General features: G+C 42.8%; 15 protein-coding genes. 9 read left to right on the top strand and 6 right to left on the bottom strand.

The window, feature by feature from the left end; all coding sequences use genetic code 11:
• Window positions 1-2 precede the first annotated feature (2 nt).
• The 3 genes from JS40_RS07325 to JS40_RS07315 all read right to left on the bottom strand — a co-directional run bounded on the left by JS40_RS07325 (window position 3) and on the right by JS40_RS07315 (window position 2,519).
• Window positions 3-635, bottom strand: coding sequence for a bifunctional nuclease family protein (locus tag JS40_RS07325; protein WP_034259483.1), 633 nt, complete (start codon window positions 633-635; stop codon window positions 3-5).
• Between the two features lie 82 nt (window positions 636-717).
• A complete protein-coding gene (locus tag JS40_RS07320) occupies window positions 718-1,686 on the bottom strand; it encodes an electron transfer flavoprotein subunit alpha/FixB family protein (RefSeq protein WP_034259482.1) in 969 nt (322 codons plus the stop codon).
• A gap of 92 nt (window positions 1,687-1,778) precedes the next feature.
• Complete coding sequence (locus JS40_RS07315) at window positions 1,779-2,519, bottom strand: electron transfer flavoprotein subunit beta/FixA family protein (RefSeq protein WP_034259481.1); 741 nt, start codon at window positions 2,517-2,519, stop codon at window positions 1,779-1,781.
• Window positions 2,520-2,763: 244 nt separating this feature from the next.
• Between JS40_RS07315 and JS40_RS07310 the strand changes: the two genes are divergently transcribed.
• From JS40_RS07310 to JS40_RS07285, 6 genes are all read left to right on the top strand, one after another.
• On the top strand, window positions 2,764-3,756 hold the full coding sequence (locus JS40_RS07310) for a pyruvate dehydrogenase complex E1 component subunit beta (protein ID WP_262482556.1): 993 nt from the start codon (window positions 2,764-2,766) through the stop codon (window positions 3,754-3,756).
• A 63-nt stretch (window positions 3,757-3,819) separates the two neighbouring features.
• Window positions 3,820-6,312, top strand: a complete 2,493-nt coding sequence (locus JS40_RS07305; RefSeq protein WP_034259478.1) for a DUF5686 family protein — start codon at window positions 3,820-3,822, stop codon at window positions 6,310-6,312.
• 253 nt (window positions 6,313-6,565) lie between these two features.
• Complete coding sequence (locus JS40_RS07300; RefSeq protein ID WP_034259476.1) at window positions 6,566-7,093, top strand: inorganic diphosphatase; 528 nt, start codon at window positions 6,566-6,568, stop codon at window positions 7,091-7,093.
• Window positions 7,094-7,215: 122 nt separating this feature from the next.
• Window positions 7,216-9,702, top strand: a complete 2,487-nt coding sequence (locus tag JS40_RS07295; RefSeq protein WP_034259474.1) for a sodium-translocating pyrophosphatase — start codon at window positions 7,216-7,218, stop codon at window positions 9,700-9,702.
• An 86-nt stretch (window positions 9,703-9,788) separates the two neighbouring features.
• Window positions 9,789-11,054 carry an MgtC/SapB family protein gene (locus JS40_RS07290; RefSeq protein ID WP_034259472.1) on the top strand — a complete coding sequence of 422 codons (1,266 nt, stop codon included), beginning with the start codon at window positions 9,789-9,791 and terminating at the stop codon, window positions 11,052-11,054.
• A 1-nt stretch (window position 11,055) separates the two neighbouring features.
• Complete coding sequence (locus JS40_RS07285) at window positions 11,056-12,060, top strand: App1 family protein phosphatidate phosphatase (protein WP_034259470.1); 1,005 nt, start codon at window positions 11,056-11,058, stop codon at window positions 12,058-12,060.
• On the opposite strand, the gene ppk1 is transcribed toward JS40_RS07285, so the two are convergent.
• From ppk1 to JS40_RS07270, 3 genes are read right to left on the bottom strand one after another with little or no spacing between them, the layout of a single operon-like run.
• Window positions 12,050-14,083 (bottom strand): polyphosphate kinase 1, encoded by a 2,034-nt coding sequence (gene ppk1 / locus JS40_RS07280; protein WP_034259468.1) that lies wholly within the window; start codon window positions 14,081-14,083, stop codon window positions 12,050-12,052. The genes JS40_RS07285 and ppk1 overlap by 11 nt on opposite strands.
• A 51-nt stretch (window positions 14,084-14,134) precedes the next feature.
• Window positions 14,135-14,755 (bottom strand): deoxynucleoside kinase, encoded by a 621-nt coding sequence (locus JS40_RS07275; RefSeq protein WP_034259466.1) that lies wholly within the window; start codon window positions 14,753-14,755, stop codon window positions 14,135-14,137.
• A gap of 5 nt (window positions 14,756-14,760) precedes the next feature.
• Window positions 14,761-15,492 carry a hypothetical protein gene (locus JS40_RS07270; RefSeq protein WP_152558156.1) on the bottom strand — a complete coding sequence of 244 codons (732 nt, stop codon included), beginning with the start codon at window positions 15,490-15,492 and terminating at the stop codon, window positions 14,761-14,763.
• Window positions 15,493-15,656: 164 nt separating this feature from the next.
• On the opposite strand from JS40_RS07270, the gene JS40_RS07265 reads away from it, so the two are divergent.
• The 3 genes from JS40_RS07265 to JS40_RS07255 all read left to right on the top strand — a co-directional run bounded on the left by JS40_RS07265 (window position 15,657) and on the right by JS40_RS07255 (window position 20,270).
• Window positions 15,657-16,478, top strand: a complete 822-nt coding sequence (locus JS40_RS07265) for a GLPGLI family protein (RefSeq protein ID WP_034259464.1) — start codon at window positions 15,657-15,659, stop codon at window positions 16,476-16,478.
• Window positions 16,479-16,579: 101 nt separating this feature from the next.
• Window positions 16,580-17,473 carry a GLPGLI family protein gene (locus JS40_RS07260; protein WP_034259462.1) on the top strand — a complete coding sequence of 298 codons (894 nt, stop codon included), beginning with the start codon at window positions 16,580-16,582 and terminating at the stop codon, window positions 17,471-17,473.
• A 55-nt stretch (window positions 17,474-17,528) separates the two neighbouring features.
• Window positions 17,529-20,270, top strand: a complete 2,742-nt coding sequence (locus JS40_RS07255; RefSeq protein WP_034259460.1) for a carboxypeptidase regulatory-like domain-containing protein — start codon at window positions 17,529-17,531, stop codon at window positions 20,268-20,270.
• Window positions 20,271-20,280 lie beyond the last annotated feature (10 nt).

Raw genomic sequence — 20,280 nt, 5'->3', positions numbered from 1 at the left:
CGCTATTTTTGCCTTTTGGAGATTTCATCCCGAATTCGGGCCGCTTTTTCATAATCCTCATTAGCGACAGCCTCATCCAGCATTTGATTCAATTCTTTGGAAGTGAAGGAGGTGTAATCCTCGCCCGTGACCTTCACAGACTCCTTATCTTCTCCCATGATCAACTCTTCGATCACAACTTCTTCCGATTTAGCACTCTCGTCCTTTTTACGTTTGGGAGTGGTCTTTAAATAGATACCTGCCTTGTCTAAAATATTCTTATAGGTGAAGATAGGTGCGTTGAAACGAAGCGCCAATGCGATAGCGTCGCTGGTGCGCGCGTCGATGATCTCTTCTATCTTATCTCGCTCACAAATAATACTGGAGTAAAAGACACCATCAACCAGTTTGTGGATGATGACCTGCTTGACCACGATATCAAATCGATCTGAAAAATTCTTAAAAAGATCATGTGTTAAAGGGCGCGGTGGCTTGATCTCTTTTTCCAGCGCAATTGCGATCGATTGAGCTTCAAAAGCGCCAATGACAATAGGTAATTTTCGGTCCCCGTCCACCTCACTCAAAATTAGGGCATAAGCCCCATTTTGTGTTTGACTGTATGAAATACCTTTTATGTTAAGTCGAACTAAGCTCATATTTCAGAATCAAAAAAGCTGTTTAAACAAGGACGTTTCCTTCTCTAAACAGCCCTTTTTTCAAGGCACAAAATACTAAAAATTATGCGTTTTGTGCCTTAAAGGCTTTTAATTTTTCGGTGAGTTGAGGAACCACTTCAAAAGCATCACCTACGATCCCGTAGTCTGCTGCCTTGAAAAATGGTGCTTCAGGATCGTTATTGATCACTACCTTTACTTTTGAGGAATTGATACCCGCCAAATGTTGTATCGCACCGCTAATACCAATAGCAATATATAAGTTTGATGCGACCGGTTTCCCGGTTTGACCCACGTGTTCACTGTGTGGACGCCAACCCATATCACTTACAGGTTTTGAACAGGCGGTAGCTGCACCAAGGGTTTCGGCGAGTTCTTCGATCATACCCCAATTTTCGGGACCTTTTAATCCGCGACCTCCCGAGACCACGATCTCTGCGTCGGCAATGGTCACCTTGTCGGTAGCTTTATCAACGCTAACGACCTTTACTGAAAAATCATCCTCACTCAATTGAGGTGAAAATGCTTCAGACGTAGCAGCAGCGCTTTTTTCTTTTAACCCGAAGGCATTCTTTGCCAATCCAATCACTTTCACATGGGTAGTGATCTCGGTAGTGGCGAACGCTTTGTTGGTGAAAACACTATGTTTCACCTTAAAAGGAGAAGTGCCGGCGGGAAGTTCGGTCACGTTAGGTACGTAGCCGGCTTCCAGATTTACAGCTATTAAAGGAGCCATGAACTTAGCATTGGCGCTGGAGGTTAAGACCACCACTTTGGCATCCTCAGCTTTAGCAGCCTGCGCAATGACATCGGCATAGGCTTCCGCATTAAACTTCGATAATTTGTCGTTGGAAACTTCCAGGACTTTATCTGCTCCGTACGTTCCTAATTGCGATGCATCTCCTCCATTAACAGCGAGAGCTGTAACAGTGGTTTCCATCATCTCTGCGATACCTGTCGCATAGGAGACAGCTTCCAAAGCGATCTTTTTAAAATTTCCTTCTTCTGATTCGGTATATACTAAAACTGACATTTGATTTTTGATTTTAGATTTACGAAGATGAATGCTTTCGTAAATTATTGTTTTTATAGTTTAAAATTGTGGTGGTGAGTGAAGTCGAGACCTTAAATTACCTTGGCTTCGTTATGTAAAAGATTTACCAGCTCATCAACACTGTCCACCAATTTTACGGCACCTTTAGGCGCGGGTTTCTCAAAGTTTGTTGTTTGAGTTTCAGCCGAAGCGTCCACGGGTTCTTTCACGTTTAAAGGCTTTGAGCGTGCCTGCATGATACCTCGCATGTTCGGGATACGCAGATCACTTTCTTCCACCAAGCCTTTTTGACCGCCAATAACCAGAGGTAATGATGTGCTAACCGTTTCTTTACCTCCGTCGATCTCGCGTACGGCAGTTACCTTGTCTTCATTTACTTCAAGATTAATGCAGGTATTCACAAAATTGGCACCTGTTAATTTGGCAACCATCCCCGGGACCATCCCCCCATTGTAATCGATGGATTCACGGCCGGCAATCACAAGATCGTACCCGCCTTCTTTTACCACGTTAGCTAGTTGTTTCGCCACAGAGAAACCATCGGTAGCGGTGGTATTCACTCGAATCGCCTCATCGGCTCCAATAGCCAAAGCCTTGCGAAGTGTGGGTTCGGTTTCGGGGCCGCCCACATTCACTACGTGCACTGTCGCACCTTGTTTTTCTTTGAACCACATGGCGCGTGTCAATCCGAATTCGTCGTTTGGATTGATCACAAACTGCACCCCGTTGGTGTCGAATTTGGTATCGTTCTCTGTAAAATTGATCTTTGAAGTCGTGTCCGGTACGTGACTAATACAGACTAATATTTTCATAAATAAGCAGTATTTGTAATTGTAAATTTTTACATATTGGGAAGCAAACTTGGCTTCCGATTTTTGCGGTACGAAGATACAGATATATTTCGAAATTTTCCTGTGCGTGCATAATAAAATTTGGTTAAAACTTTATATTTATTATACCTTGACGTTTAAATAATAGTATTTTTGTCCTTCTTGTCTCATAAGTATATGAGATTTCAGAAAAAATGAATCTATTACAACCCTAAAGATACCCGCTATAGCGGGAAGCCGTATGAAAACACTCCAGTTCAGAGAAGCCGTTTGCGAAGCCATGAGCGAAGAAATGCGACGGGATGAAAATATATATCTAATGGGCGAGGAAGTCGCCGAATACAATGGTGCTTATAAGGCCAGTAAAGGGATGCTGGACGAGTTTGGCGCTAAACGTGTTATTGATACCCCCATTAGCGAATTGGGTTTTTCGGGTATTGGTGTGGGTTCTGCCATGAATGGCAACCGTCCTATCATCGAATTTATGACCTTCAACTTTTCACTTGTAGGTATTGACCAGATCATTAATAATGCGGCTAAAATGCGGCAGATGAGCGGTGGACAGATTAATATTCCCATCGTATTCCGAGGTCCGACTGCTTCTGCAGGTCAGTTAGCGGCTACACACTCACAAGCATTCGAGAGCTGGTATGCCAATTGCCCCGGTCTAAAGGTGGTTGTCCCCAGCAATCCTGCCGATGCTAAAGGTCTTTTAAAAAGTGCTATTCGTGATGACGACCCCGTGATCTTTATGGAAAGCGAACAAATGTATGGGGATAAAGGGGAGGTGCCCGAAGGCGAATACCTGATTCCTTTGGGAGTTGCAGAGGTAAAGCGGAAAGGGAAGGATGTAACGATCGTTTCCTTCGGAAAGATCATTAAAGAGGCTTACAAGGCGGCCGAAACACTGTCTGAAGAGGGGATAGAGTGCGAAGTGATAGACCTGCGTACCGTTAGACCTATGGACCATGACACTATCCTGGAGTCTGTTAAAAAGACCAATCGTCTGGTCATCCTCGAAGAGGCCTGGCCATTTGGCAATGTAGCCACCGAGATCACATACCGGGTACAGAGTTTAGCATTCGATTACCTAGATGCTCCTATTGTAAAGATCAATACTGCAGATACCCCTGCTCCTTATTCTCCCGTACTTTTGGAGGAATGGTTGCCTAACAGTGAAGATGTGATAAAAGCAGTAAAGAAAGTAATGTACAAGTAATTACAGCGAACTACATTTTTCAAGAATTAATTCGTTACCCAAATTTGCAAGGAGCACCTTATTATGAAGCACTACTTTTCTCTATTTTTTTTTCTGCTTTCTATAGTAGTTGTTGCTCAAACAAAAGTAAGCGGTGTAATTATAGGGGATGGCGGCGAACCTATTCCTTTTGCGAATGTTATATTCAAGGATTCTAATGAAGGTACGATCTCTAATGAGGATGGACGCTTTTACCTCGAAAGCGACGAAACCTATTCAACCGTGGTCTTTTCATTTATTGGTTATTCCAGCAAAGAGGTGCCACTTACCCAGCGTTCTACGTATAACATGACAGTGACACTGGGCGAAGAAGCCGCTGCGTTGAACGAAGTCGTCATTATAAGCGGGAATCAATCCAAAAAGAACAATCCGGCCATCGATATTCTTAGAAAGATATGGGAGAACAGGAGAGAGAATGGTACCAAGAAGTTCGCTCAATACCAGTATGACAAATACGAAAAACTGGAGTTCGATCTTAACACCATCGATTCTTCGCTAATAAAGAGCAGGATCTTCAACGGAATGGAATTTGTTTTCGATCAGGTGGATACTTCAAACGTGACGGGAAATACCTACCTGCCCATCTTTATTAACGAAGCTTTTTCAAAAGTCTATGGAGATAACGTACTCAACGAAGAGAAAGAAGTGCTGGAAGGAAACAAGAATTCGGGTTTCAGCAACAATCAAACACTCATCGCTTTCGTAAAAGACCTTTACAGCGAATACGACGTCTACGATAATTATCTTAAGTTCTTCGATAAGGCTTTTACGAGTCCGCTCTCACGTACCGGGATCGATGTCTATAATTATGTGCTGCTAGACAGTGCTTATCGCGGAAATAAATGGTGTTATAACATTGTCTACTACCCGCGTCGAAAGAATGAACTGACGTTTAAAGGCGATTTTTGGGTCAATGATACCACGTGGGCGATCAAGGAGATAAACCTTCAAGCCTCGAAAAGTGCCAATCTTAACTGGGTGCGGGAGGTCTATATCGAACAAGAGTTTGAGGTGCTGAACGATTCTATTTTTCTTATTACAAGAGATTATTTTTTAAGTGATTTCAGTCTTCGGAAGAAGGAAGGGGCGCGTGGTATCTACGGAAAAAGAACCACCCTATACGATAACTATGTTTTCGATATTCCGAAGGATAAGAAATTCTATAGCGAACAGGTAGATCCTTATCAATATGAGGTCTATAATCGACCGGACGAATTTTGGGAACAGAATCGAATGGAACAACTAAGTAAGGACGAAAAAGGCGTTTATAAGATGCTCGATACCTTAAAGACAGTGCCTCGGTTTAAGACCTTGTACAATCTTGGGGCAGTACTGGCGTCGGGATATTATGAGGTCAACAATTTTGATATAGGTCCCGTATTCTCTGTCTTTGGGTTCAATGAAGCCGAAGGACTGCGGATCCGTCTTGGAGGAAGAACGTACTTTAGTCAGAACGATCCATGGCGTATCGAAGGGTTTGGTGCCTACGGTTTCAAAGACGAGCGCTTTAAATATGGGATCTCCGCAAAATTACTGTTGGATCGAAGGACAAGACTTACGGTATTTGCCGGGAACAGAAAGGATGTGGAGCAAACCGGAGCCAGCCTTACCAATAGCAATGATGTCTTAGGGCGCAGCCTGGCATCCTCTTCACTTATTTCGGTGGGGGCCAATGATAGGTTGTCGCGTATTAATCTTACTACTGCCGGATTTTCCATCGAACCTTCCAAGAATTTAATCGTTCGCTTAACGGGGTCCTATCGTACGTTGCGATCGGCTACAGATACGTTTAGTATCGATTATTTCGTAAAGGAGGATGGAGCGTTCACCGGCGAAATACGAAGTGAGATTTCACAACCGGAAATAGAATTGGCCTTCAATTTTACGCCCGGGCGTAAAACTTCTGGCTATGGCGTAGAACAAACGGTGATCAATGACGGTGATTTCCCTAGTTTTTATTTAGGATATACATATGGTTTAAAAGATGTTTTTAGCGGGGATTTCGAATACCAAAAACTACAGGCGCTATACACACAGCCCTGGAATATTGGCGGATTGGGAAGATTATATTCTACCGTTGAGGTGGGAAAGACCTTTGGCGAGGTGCCGCTAAGTTTGCTCAATCCTATTCCGGGAAATCAAACCTATTTTAGTTTGTACAATACGTTTACACAGCTGGATTTTTATGAGTTTGTTAGTGATACGTACTCGTCCCTCCATTTACAGCATAACTTTGGCGGACGGTTGTTCTCCCGGATTCCCGGACTTCGCAAGTTGAATTTGAGGGAAGTGATAGGCTTTAGAGCGGTGTATGGAGAAATTTCCGACAAAAATATAGCGCTCAATGCTTCAGGGATACCTTACAGGGCTCCAAATGATATTTACTACGAGTATAGCTTCGGAATAGGCAATATATTTAGGATATTCCGCCTGGACTTCAACTTCCGAGGAAATTATTTAGACAATCCCGATGCCCGAAAATTTGGGATTACAGGCATCTTTGGATTCTCATTTTAGATTTTTTTGTACATTTAAGTAGATTCCCCGCATACAAACAACCTGTTTAGTGATTTACCTAACACATTTGTTTTCAAGCGAAGGAGTACCGGATATTGAGAAAACAGATTCCTAAGATCTGAAACTATTTTGATTTATAGTTTATATTGATTTAAGCGGGCTTGCAAATTATTTGTGAGCCCTTTTTTTATTCAAACCATTCTATTTGTGTATTTTTGCACTCCCAAAATCTGTACCCTTTAACATACATATAATGACCACTGAAAAGAAACGCACCTTCGATGTATTGATTGAAATTCCTAAAGGAAGTCGCAACAAATATGAATACGATTTTAAACTGAAGAAAATTCGTTTCGACCGGATGCTGTTCTCTTCCATGATGTATCCGGCCGACTATGGTTTTATTCCCGAAACCCTGGCTCTCGACGGAGACCCCTTAGATGTCCTGGTATTGGGGGGAGAACCAACGTTTCCAATGTGTGTGATGGAAGTAAAACCTATTGGGGTGTTTCACATGGCCGACGAGAAAGGACCCGATGAGAAAGTTATTTGTGTTCCTGTATCCGATCCTGTTTGGAATAGTTTGAATGATCTTTCTGATGTCAATCCCCATATCGTCAAGGAGATCGAGCATTTTTTCCAAGTGTACAAGGACCTGGAGAAAAAGCGGGTAGATGTAGGCGGCTGGGGAGATGCTTCTGAAGCCTACGACATACTCCACAAGTGTATTGATCGCTACGATACCAGCGATCATAAAATGAATAAAAACTTCACGATTTAATAAACGGCTCTTAATTAATTGAAAGCCCTTGTCAATAAGCCATAGAAGGATTTTTTAATTCCGCCTAATTTCCTACTTTTGCAGTCGCAAATTTGAAATGATTTCTAATTAACTAAACTATAATGGAACAGAACATTATTTATGTGCCAATTGCACTTTCGGTCCTCGGACTCCTTTTCATGCTCGTTAAAATGAGCTGGGTAAAAAAGCAAGCCGCAGGAAGCGAGCGCATGCAGTTTATTTCAAAAAGTATTAAAGAAGGTGCACTGGCATTTTTAAATGCTGAATACCGTCTTTTGGTAATATTCGCTGTGATCGCAGCTGTATTACTGTATATTGTTTCTACAATGGTAGAATCGACCAGTTGGATGATCGTACCAGCGTTTATCTTTGGTGCAATATTTTCGGCTTTGGCCGGGAATATAGGGATGCGTATTGCTACGGAAGCAAATACGCGTACCGCCGAAGCTGCCAAGACCAGCTTGCCTCAGGCATTAAAGGTGTCGTTTGGCGGTGGAACTGTTATGGGATTAGGTGTTGCCGGATTGGCAGTATTGGGTCTTAGTTTATTCTTTATGTTCTTTGTGAGTCAGTTCATCGTGGACGGCGGCGATTTCTACGGGCAGATGACCATCGTTCTGGAGGCCCTTGCAGGATTCTCTCTTGGAGCGGAATCGATCGCTCTTTTTGCTCGTGTAGGCGGTGGTATCTATACCAAAGCAGCCGATGTAGGTGCCGATCTTGTTGGTAAAGTAGAAGCAGGAATTCCGGAGGATGATCCCAGAAACCCGGCGACCATTGCAGACAACGTTGGTGATAATGTGGGGGACGTAGCAGGAATGGGTGCAGACCTTTTTGGTTCTTATGTAGCCACAGTTTTGGCCGCTATGGTGCTGGGAAATTATGTGATACGCGATATGTCCCTTGACGGACAATTTACCGATGCCTTTAGCAACATGGGACCCATCTTACTTCCTATTGTAATTGCCGGTGTTGGAATTTTGGCTTCCATTATTGGAACCTTCTTCGTGAAAATTAGCAGCAACGATGCGAAAGAATCACAAGTTCAAAAGGCGTTGGATATGGGGAACTGGGCTGCGATCCTTCTAACGTTGATAGCAAGTTATTTCTTGATCGACTGGATGTTGCCGGAGACCATGAACATGAAGTTCTTTGGCGAAGGATATAAAGAAATTGCCTCGATCAATGTATTTTATTCAGCATGTATTGGATTGGCAGTAGGGGCATTGATCTCCTTTGTAACTGCATACTACACCAGTCTGGGTAAAAAACCTGTAATGGATATCGTTAAGAATTCATCTACGGGAGCTGCAACCAATATTATTGCCGGATTAGCAGTAGGGATGAAATCTACTTTTGCTTCGGTATTATTATTTGCCGCTGCCATCTACGGATCCTACGAGCTGGCAGGGTTTTACGGTGTTGCATTGGCGGCTTCTGCCATGATGGCGACAACAGCTATGCAACTTGCGATCGATGCTTTTGGTCCTATCGCAGATAACGCAGGGGGTGTTGCCGAAATGAGCGAACTCGAGCCGCATGTACGCGAACGTACAGACATATTAGACTCGGTTGGTAATACAACAGCCGCAGTAGGAAAAGGTTTTGCGATCGCATCGGCAGCGTTAACTGCTTTGGCCTTGTTCGCAGCCTATGTAACGTTCACAGGTATAGACGGAATCAACATTTTTAGAGCCGATGTTTTGGCGATGTTGTTTGTTGGAGGAATGATTCCGGTAGTGTTTTCGGCCATGGCCATGAAATCGGTTGGAAAAGCAGCGATGGAAATGGTGCAGGAAGTACGTCGTCAGTTTCGCGAAATACCGGGAATTATGGAAGGAACCGGAACACCTGAATATGCTAAATGCGTGGACATCTCTACAAAAGCGGCTTTAAAAGAAATGTTGCTTCCGGGCCTTTTAACTATCATCACACCTATCATCATCGGATTGATCTTTGGCGCAGAGCCTTTAGGAGGTTACATGGCCGGAGTCTGTGTGAGTGGTGTAATGTGGGCAATCTTTCAGAACAATGCGGGAGGTGCATGGGATAACGCCAAGAAATCGTTTGAAGCAGGGGTAATGATCAATGGAGAAATGACCTACAAAGGCAGTGATGCGCACAAAGCAGCTGTTACCGGAGATACTGTTGGAGATCCTTTTAAAGATACGTCGGGCCCTTCTATGAATATCTTGATCAAATTAACGTGTTTGGTCGGATTGGTGATCGCACCAATTTTAGGGAATCACGGCACTGTAGATACGGATGCTGCGGAAAACATTTCCGAAGAAATGGTTTTTATTGATGAAGACGGAAATGAAACCATCCTCACCAATGCTGAAGCGAAGCAAAGCGGAAGTGCTGCTGTTATAACCAAGGAGGTTCAAGTAGAATTTTCTGTTGATGGAGATGTGACAACGGCCAACGTGACTATTGAGACAACTAAAGACGGTGAGACCACAAAAGATACTCAAACCTTTACAGGATCTGAAGCAGAAGTGAGAGCTAAGGTAGATGCCTTAACAGAAGAAGATGGAGAACCTACTCAAAAGAAGGTTGTTAAAAAGATCGAAAAAGAGACGAACTAATCTTCATTTGGTACAAATTCCTAAATTATACTTAAAACCCTGCTACTCGCAGGGTTTTTTTTTGGATTTCACTATCTTAGTCATACATGAACTACGAAGACCTTATTACTTTAGGGATTGCTTTTGGACTGGGATTGCTGGTAGGCGTTCAACGGGAACGCACAGACAATAAGATGGCCGGAGTTCGTACTTTTACGCTTATTTCTATCTTAGGCGTAGTCTCGGGCTTTCTCACACGAGAATTCGATAATCCCTTTATCTTACCGGTATTGGGACTCTCCATCACGGCACTTTTGATCATGGCCAACGTGATCAAAGTCAAAAAACTCAATGATATCGATATTGGTCAAACTACCGAGGTTGCTGCCTTACTTATGTTTGCCATTGGCGCCTATCTGGTCATGGGAAGTCAGGTGATTGGGGTTATTTTAGGAGGCACACTTGCTATTTTATTATATGTGAAGGAGCATTTACACAACTTTATCGATCGATTAAAGGACAAGGACCTGGCGGCCATTATGACGTTCGCCGGCATCTCGCTGGTGATCTTACCTATACTCCCTAACCAAACCTACGGACCGCTCGATGTGCTCAATCCGCGAAATATATGGTTTATGGTGACCCTAATCGTTGGGATTAGCGTAGTTGGTTATTTTATCTATAAGTTCGTAGGAAAAAAAGTGGGGATTATCTCCAACGGAATTTTGGGGGGGCTTATTAGCAGCACGGCCACTACGGTAAGTTATGCCAGGAAAACGGCCGACTCTAAAAATATTAATAAGATCGCAGCCTTTGTGATCACTGCAGCTTCAGCGATATCCTTTGTACGTGTCCTAGTGGAAGTTGGTATAGTGATACCTGAAAAATTACCACAGATCATGCTTCCAATAATTATGGAGTTTGTGATCATGGTACTGCTATGTTTTGGGCTTTTCTACATGATCAATAAGGATGGGGGTGATGACGAAATGCCCGAACCTAAGAATCCTGCTCAGTTTAAAAGTGCTTTGATCTTTGGATTGCTCTACGGATTCATTCTCCTTGCTGTGGCCTTTACCAAAGAAGAATTTGGTAACAATGCGTTGTACATAGTTTCGATCATTAGCGGTCTTACAGATGTGGATGCTATTACCCTTTCTCTCTCGCAGCTTATGAAAGGTGACGGATTAGAGGTTTCCACCGGATGGCGGCTAATCTTATTAGCAGGACTTTCAAATCTCCTTTTTAAAGGGATCATGGCAGCAGTATTGGGTACACGCCAGTTAGCAAAATGGGTTGCTCTTTCGTTTGGGATCTCGATCGTCACCGGATTGTTGATCTTGTGGTTATGGCCCGAATCTTGGCATTTTTAGTATGGGATGGTTCAAAAAAGATCCTCTTCAAATAATTGTTTTCCAAAGCTATGGGACCAGTTCCCACCTTTACGTTCGGGGAAGAGCATTGGAAGATGAAAATATCGATCTTTCCAAAAAAGGATTTTTCAGTTTACTGAAAAATTCGATAAAACGTTTTGAAACCGATGAGGTTGCCCATACCAAACTAAGAATCAAACTCCCCGATGACAGGGTCTTTTATACCACCACCGATGCGAAAGGCTATTTTAAATTTTCTGAAAGTATTCAAGGGCTAACGGCATTGTGCAATGAAGAACACTGGTTACTTATAGAACTGGCTTTTGAAAATGATCACCCGGGTTGGGTTATAAAGAATAACAACCGTTTCCCCGGCGAGGTCCTAATTCCGAATAGCAATATAGGTTTCGGCGTGGTGAGCGACATTGACGATACGATTATACACACCGGAGTGGCTTCTTTTTTAAAGCTGAAACTGGTATTCAATACCTTTTTCAGAAATGCAGAAAGCAGATCGCCTTTGGAAGGCGCATCACAATTCTATCACCTGTTACACCGGGGCAAGGACGGCGCAAGTGCAAACCCAATGTTCTATGCGAGTCATAGCCCCTGGAATCTTTACCGATATCTGGAACTGTTCTTGAAAGCAAACAATTTTCCAAAGGGACCAGTACTTTTGCGAAACCTACCTTCTCCATTTGCAAGGAAGGATCTTTCAGAAAAACCACAGAAGCAGCGAGAGATCTTGGATATTCTTGCCACCTATCCTGCCATGAAATTTATATTGGTGGGAGACAGTGGAGAGCACGATGCCGATATTTATATAGAGATCGCCAAAAAGTTTCCCGATCGTATCTTGGCAATATACCTGCGAAGTGTAAAGCACAAAAAGAAGGTGCTACGCGTAAAGAGTCTGTTTTCAGATTACAAGACCACCCCGGCGCTCTTGTTAGAAGACAGTACACAGGCTATTGAGCACGCCCGTTCACATGGCTTTATTCAGTAGATTTTTTAAAATAATCGTAGGTGGCTAATTGCGATTGTATAGCGGGTTTTACATGCGGGACATAACAGTTCTTCTGCTCAGCATCGATGATACGAGCCTTGACATTATCATTCCATTCGATCTCGAGCAGGTCTTTGATGGTCTTTTGATGTGAAGCTTCGTAAATAGGCGTCACCACTTCTATGCGGTGATTCAAATTTCGGGTCATCCAATCGGCAGAACCGATATACATCTTTTCCTCACCGTTATTACCAAAGACATACACTCTTCCGTGTTCCAAAAAACGGTCCACGATAGAGATGACCTCAATGTTCTCGCTCTGTCCTTTGATTCCGGGAACCAATGAGCAGATTCCGCGAATAAGCAATTTAATTTTTACACCGGCGATGCTCGCTCTATACAACAACTTGATCATGCCTTTGTCTTCCAGACTGTTCATCTTTAACATGATATAGCTGTCCTTTCCGGCATTGGAAAACTCGATCTCATTATTGACCAACTCGGTGAACTTTGAACGGGTAGTGAAGGGAGAAACCAACAGTCGTTTGGTTTTAGGTACAATGATGGTACGTTCAAGCACCAAAAAAACTTTGTTGAGTTCTTTGGTGATCTTTGGGTGTGCCGTCATTAAACCAAAATCTGTATAAAGACTAGCCGTCTTCTCGTTAAAATTACCGGTTGCAATATATGCGTAGCGCTTAGGTTTTTGTTCTTCGTCACGTTCAATATAGAGGATCTTAGAATGAACTTTAATGTCCGGGTAACTGTAAATTACCTTCGCACCGTGCTTTTCGAAGGTTGCACCCCATTTTAAGTTATTGTGTTCATCGAAGCGGGCTTTTACCTCAATGAATACAATCACTTTTTTTCCGTTCTTGGCAGCTCTTGTAATCGCATCATTTAACCGAGATTCACTGGCTGCGCGATAAATAGTAATCTTGATCTTAGTGACATACGGATCGTCTGCTGCTTCTTCCAGCAATTGTATCACAGGTTCGAAGGACTGATACGGGTAATGTAACAGTTGATCGCTCTTTTCGATAGCTTTTAGTATGGAGCCTTTTTTTAATACAGGATGTGGTAACGGTGCTAAGGTGTCGTTTGATAGATCTTTGTTGGTAGGATTGGGAAACGCAAAGAAATCCTTGAAGTTGTGATACGGTCCGCCGAAAACAATATCGGCGTTACTTGCATCCAGCGCATTCTTCAGTATTTCTACAAATGTTTTAGGCATCGCACTATCCACCAGCACACGTGTTGCTTGGCCGGTGGCCCGTTTTGGCAGCGATTGTTCTATTTTGTCTTTTAAATTCCCCGAAAATTCATCTTCAATATACAACTCGGCATCTCTGGAGATCTTTATGCAAAAATAGACGGTCTTTTCTTCTTTCTCGGGGGTTTGGTTGAGGTTGTACTTTAAAATATCATCTATAAACGTGATATAGTATTTTCCCTGCATCTTCGGAAAAACAAAGAAACGGGGTTCGTCCTTTGGGATCTCCACCAGTTGGTATTGTGTTTCTGAAACGATCCCGGCCAAGTACAGCGCTTCATTCTCTACAAATATCGGTTCCGAATGCTTGAAATCGAATTTTTTGGTATTCAGAGAATCTTTCAGTGTGTCGCAATAATAAGATTTGGCAATTTCCTTTTGTGTTGCGGTAAACTGTTTGTGATGGATCAAGAAGATATTTTCTTCTTCCAGATCAGGCATTATTTGCTTCTGAAAGATCTGTCCAAATTCATCTTGCTGTAGATCCACTTGTTTTTTGATCTCGCGAAGAACCTTATTGGGCTTGGTGATCAATTTCTTCCGAAGCGGTTTTTCAACACTTTTTATTTGTCGTATATCTGAAACACGTACCCGAAAGAATTCATCCAGATTAGAAGAGTAGATCGCTAAGAATTTGATGCGTTCGTAAAGCGGGTTCCTTTTATCTGCCGCTTCCTGAAGCACCCGGTGGTTGAACCGCAGCCACGAAAGATCACGATGATAGTATTTGGTATTGTAGAGTGATGCCATAAGTCACCGCAAAGTAAGCGATTAAAAAGGCTGTGAAGTGTAAGAGAAATGTTAAGTTTTAAATAAACCGTGCAGCTCTGCATCGATCTTGTTAATGACCTCTCCCAGATGCTCCGGATTGTCAACAAAATCAAGACTGTCAACATCCAGCACGATCAAATTGCCCTTGTCGTATTCGTGTACCCAGGCTTCATATCGTTCGTTCAAACGGCTTAGGTAATCGATACTAATGGTATTTTCATACTCCCGACCTCGCTTGTGGATCTGGTTTACGAGATTGGGTATCGAACTGCGCAAATAGATCAAAAGATCCGGTCCCTCGGTAACACTTTCCATAAGATCGAACAGCGAGCGATAGTTTTCATAATCCCTGTTGGTCATAAGGCCCATCGCGTGAAGATTGGGCGCAAAGATATAGGCGTCTTCATAAATGGTGCGATCTTGAACGATATCTTTCCCGCTTTTGCGAATATCCAGTATTTGCCGAAACCTACTGTTTAAAAAATAGATCTGAAGATTGAAAGACCACCGCTCCATCTGGTTGTAGAAATCGTCCAGATACGGATTGTCCTCAACGTCTTCAAAATGGGCCTTCCATTTATAATGTTTTGCCAGTAAACGAGTTAACGTGGTTTTTCCGGAGCCTATGTTCCCTGCAATCGCGACGTGCATAAATCTTACTGCTTTGGTGGTGTTAGTGAAAAAGTGAGAATATTAATTCCGTCATAAATATACAGTAAATCTTGACTAAGCTGCAAGTCTTTTATAGGGTTTTCGGGCAGTGTGATTTTTATGGGATGAATGGTTTTTTCTGAATTTTCCCCGGGAAGCATTTGTACCATATACAACGCATTGTCTTTTAAGGCCAACACATTTTCGTTCTGCTGAATGATCTTGTCGAAGTCCATAGCTTCCATTTCAGAAAGAATGCTTCCATAGACATTGAAAGCCCGCAGCTTGCGCTCGGTCAACATAAAACAATAGTTGAAATTACTAGCCTGTGACAATAATTTACCCGAAAAAGGCTGGGAAACGATTGTCTTTCTGCTACTTCTATAATCATACAGCTCGAGTTGTTGAGTATCTACATTAAAAATCCAAAGACGGTTATTTCCTGCGTTGGTCGCTGTACTTATGGTTACAAACTGAGGCAGGTTGTTAAAGTTGATGCGTTCTATCTCATTAAGCCTGTTATCAACAAAGACCACGGTATTCACAGTTTCGTAAAAGATCACGACCTTCAACGGGTTGATAATATCCACCGAACTTATTTTCCCCAACTGGAAATCACTAAATACATATACTCCCTCCGAACCTTGCTTATGAAGAATGTTGTCTTTAATGAAATACAGTTGCTTGTAGCCGTCAAATCCAACAAATCGGTCTGCTTGTAATGGGATTGTGGCCACCGGTTTTAGTTCTTGACCAAAAACACAGGGCAGGGAAATAAAAAACAGAAAAACGAACATTTTCATAGGAAACCCCAAGGTACAAAATGAACCGCTATAATAGTAAGTTTGTACCTTGCAACGTTGAAAAAAATCGATCGTCTTTTTAAAAACATTATATAACCATGCTACTAAAACACTTTTTATTCATTTTTTTTATGATTTTATCTTTCGGGTCCGCGGCCCAAGAGTTCAATGGGATCGCAACCTATAAGACAGATAGAAAAGTCGATCTAAAGATGAGCGATGATGCTTCAGATGCTGTGAAGGAGCAACTGGCAGCGCAGTTGAGAAAACAATTTCAAAAAGAGTATACTCTTACTTTTACAGCCAATGAATCACTTTATAAAGAAGTTGAAAGTCTTGAGAAGCCCCAAGCAGCTTCAACGGGAGGAATTAATATTGTTGTGCGGGGAAATACGGACGTTCTGTATCGAAATATTTCCGAAAACCTGTATCTCAATGCAACAGAGATCATGGATAAGCCCTTTTTAATAAGAGATACGCTACAAAAGCCACAATGGGAATTGCAAAAAGAGACCAAGAACATAGGGGAATACACCTGTTTTAAGGCAATAAGTTCGCGAGAAGTGACCGAGCAGATCTTCGATAGTGCTACTGACAGTCTGGTGGAGGTGAAAAAGAACCAAATCACGACGGCATGGTATACCTTGGATATTCCGGTGCTGCACGGTCCGGACAATTACTGGGGGCTGCCGGGTCTTATTCTGGAAGTGAACGACGGCGACCTTACCATTCTTTGTTCGAGGATCGTCATGAACCCCGAGAAGGGAATGGATATCGAGCGTCCAAAAGCTGGGAAGGAAGTGAGTCAGGCAGAATACGATGTAATTCGAGATAAGAAATCCAAAGAAATGATGGAACAGTTCCAGAGCAGTGGTCGTCGCGAAAAAGGCAAGAATGTTCAAATACGTATTGGCGGTTAGACCAATGTTGATGATTAAACTTTCGAACGGAATAATAGTCGAAGGATAGTGTAACAAAATGTGTACTTTGGTACCTAACAGTATATCCTAATATGTAATCTATGAAATTTCTTGCTCTTCTGGCACTTGGTTGCTGCTCCCTTACCACATTCGCTCAAAATATTAGTGGTCAAGCTTATTACGAATCTAAAACCACTATAGACATGGACAATTTTGGGGGTCGTGAGATGAGTGAGGATATAAAAAAACAGATCGCCGAGCGCATGCGTAGTATGTTGGAAAAGACCTACATACTTACCTTCAGTAATAACGAATCCATCTACAAAGAAGAGGAAAAACTGGAAGCCGGTGCTGGTAATGCAGGTTTTGGTATGATGATGAGCAGTTTCTCTGCAGGCCCTCAATATAAAAACATCGAGAAGAACATCTTGTTAGAGGAGCGGGAGTTCTTCGGAAAGCAGTTTCTTATCACCGATTCACTTACTACGCTCGATTGGAATATCGAGAAAGAATCGAAACAAATAGGTCAATACATTGCGTTCAAAGCAACTGCTGTTAAAAAGATCGATCCTAATGATGTGAGTATGGCGCGTCCCAGGAACAGGGACCGTGGGGCTACTGAGAAAAAGGAAGGCGCAGAGACGCAGGATACTACAAAGACCGAGAATGAGGATCCCTGGGAACAGATAGAGATCCCTAAAGAAGTGATCATTACGGCATGGTTCACACCACAGATCCCCATAGGAAACGGTCCGGCCGAGTACGCAGGATTACCCGGTCTCATCTTAGAATTGAATGTCTACAGAACCACATTGCTGTGTTCAAAGATCGTTATGAATCCGAAAGCGGCCGAAACCATCCAGCCACTTACCAAAGGAAAGGAAGTAACACGTGCGGAATTCAACCAGATCGTAAAAGAAAAGACCGATGAAATGCGGGAGAATTTCCGCGGTGGTGGAAGACGAGGCGGCGGGATGCGTTTTGGCGGACAGTGATTGCGGTTAAGGTTTCAGCAAGTAGCCCAATGAAAAAACATTACACCAACTAATTATGAGAATCCTCTTCGGAGCACTGCTGCTCCTTTTTTCCGTATCGCTTTCGGCACAAACTGTAAAGGTGCGTGGGTTTATTAAAGACAGTATTGGAGAACCACTGGAATTCGCCAATGTGATCGCTTCGGTCAAGGAGAGCGGCGATATTGAATCTTATGCCATTACCAATTACGAAGGACGCTATCAATTAGATCTGCCGGCCAACAATACGTATGTGCTGCGCGCGAGCTTCTTAGGGTATCAGACGAAAGAATACGAGATCTCTGTGCCGGAAAATTCAGAAACCATTCAGCAGGATATTGTTCTAAATCCCATAGCCGATGAACTGGACGGAGTTGAGATCGTCTACGAAATGCCGGTTGTTGTTAAAGGAGATACCATTGTCTACAACGCCGATTCGTTCACAACCGGTGAAGAGCGAAAACTTGGTGATGTGATGAAGAAATTACCGGGGGTGGAAGTGAACGACCAGGGCGAGATAGAAGTAGAAGGGAAGGCCGTGACCAAGGTCATGGTGGAAGGAAAGGATTTTTTTGACGGTGACTCCAAACTAGCCACTAAAAATATTCCGGCAGATGCTGTGGATAAGGTGGAAGTGCTCCGCAATTATAACGAAGTAGATCAAATGCGAGGCTTGGGGAATGATCAGGATAATGTTGCTATCAATATTAAGCTGAAGGAAGGAAAAAAGAATTTCTGGTTTGGAGAAGTGGCCGCAGGAGGAGGCATCGCGGGAGAGGATGAAACGGGATATCTGGTCCATCCGAAGCTCTTTTATTACAGTCCGAAATACAGCCTTAATTTTATTACCGACTTTAATAATATTGGCGAAGTGCCTTTTACTTTTAGGGATTATTTCAATTTTACGGGCGGGTTTAGAAATTTCAATCGCGGTGGAGGCACGAATTTCGAGATCAGTGAAAGTGACCTAGGCTTTGCTGTTGCACAGAACGATCGCGCCAATGCCATAGAGACTAAATTTTTGGCAGGTAATTTTAGCTGGGCCGCTACAAAAACACTGGATCTTAGTGGGTTCGCCATACTTTCAGACAATAGTACGAATATCGTGAACAATTCCATACGCCAGTACATCGCTTCCGGAGCCACAGAGAATACCAATGCCGTGAGCGATCAACAGAGTAAATTGGCGATGTTGAAACTAAGCGGAGTGTATAAACCCAACACGAACTTTCAAATGGACTACGATGCCTTGCTGAAAACTTCAAAGCAAACGGAAGATGATACTACACTTTCCACGGTCATGGGTCGTGTCAATAACATTTCCGAAGCAAAAGAGAATCAACCCGTTTCGGTGAACCAAAATGCCAATATCTATTATACGCTGGACGAGAAGAATATTTTTGCGGGGCAGGTACAACACCTGTATCAAGATGAGGATCCGTTCTATCGTGCTGTGCAGGATTCCATTCCCTTTCGCGGGATCTTTACCATGTTCGATCCCGCCGATCCAACCAACGAGACCTTTGATCCTCTGCAGCCGGCTGACCGATACAATATCAATCAGACTCGAAATGTAGTGACCAGTAAGCTGGACGCGAAGGTGGATTATTACTATGTACTGACCAATACCAGTAACCTGAACGTGACGCTGGGAAGTACTTTAAGTAATCAAAAATTCAAATCAGGGATCTTTCAGATTTTGGATAACAGTGCTGTGAATCCATTTGCTGCAACCGATTTCAACAACGATGTGGTCTTTGGTTTTACCGATGCATTTTTGGGATTGCACTATAAAGTAAAGACCGGAAAATTCATCTTTACACCCGGTCTTACCCTACATAATTACAATGTAAAGAACGAACAATTAGGAAGTACGATCACTCAAAATGACTGGACGCTCCTGCCGGACATGAACATCATCCTGGAATTAAAGAAAAGTGAAAGCCTTCGCTTCAACTACAGCATCAATGCGCAATACACCGATGTGAATGATTATGCCCAGGCGTATGTATTCAATAATTACAACCGATTGTTTCGAGGAAATCGGTTCCTGGAGAACGCGTTGTCACACAATTACAATCTAACATACTTTAGTTTCAACCTTTTCAATTATACCAATATTAGCGGATCTTTAAATTATTCAAGACGTATCAACGGCTTTAAAAGTAATTCAGAGATCATTGCGATCAACCAAGTGAGCAGCCCGTTCAATATTGACAGCAACTTTCCCGACGAAACTTTTTCGGCCGTAGGCCGTTTCAGTAAAAGAGTAAAGAAGTTGCAGTTCAATCTCACGGCAAATGCCTCTTTAAGTCGGTCGAACAATCTGGTAAACGACCAGGTGCGGGAGAGTGAAAGCTTCACACAGAATTATCGTGCGAGTGTGCGTTCTAATTTCCGGGAATGGCCCAACTTTGAAGTCGGGTACCGTCTCACATTGAACGATTATGATAACGGTGGCTTGCAGCAAACATTCCTTACGCAAAGACCGTACATGAATGCCGATATAACGTTCTTGAAAGATTTTACGTTGAGTGCAGAGTGGGATTACTATAATTATACCAACGACGCCAATACGGTAGAAAATACGTATTCCTTCATTAATGCCGACCTATATTACCAAAAAGGGGAAAGCAGCTGGGAATTCCAATTGCAGGCAACCAACCTGCTGGACACCGGTTTTATTAACAACGATAGTTTTAATGAAGATTTCAATACCACGAGTCAGTATTTTGTGCTCCCCCGTATTTTAATGTTCATCGTGAGATACGAATTGTAGTTTTTAGTAT

The organism is Altibacter lentus (genome assembly GCF_000746845.1).
Taxonomy (GTDB): domain Bacteria; phylum Bacteroidota; class Bacteroidia; order Flavobacteriales; family Flavobacteriaceae; genus Altibacter; species Altibacter lentus.
Note: the sequence above shows the minus strand (reverse complement) of the source record. Positions and strands in the feature narration are given on the sequence as shown.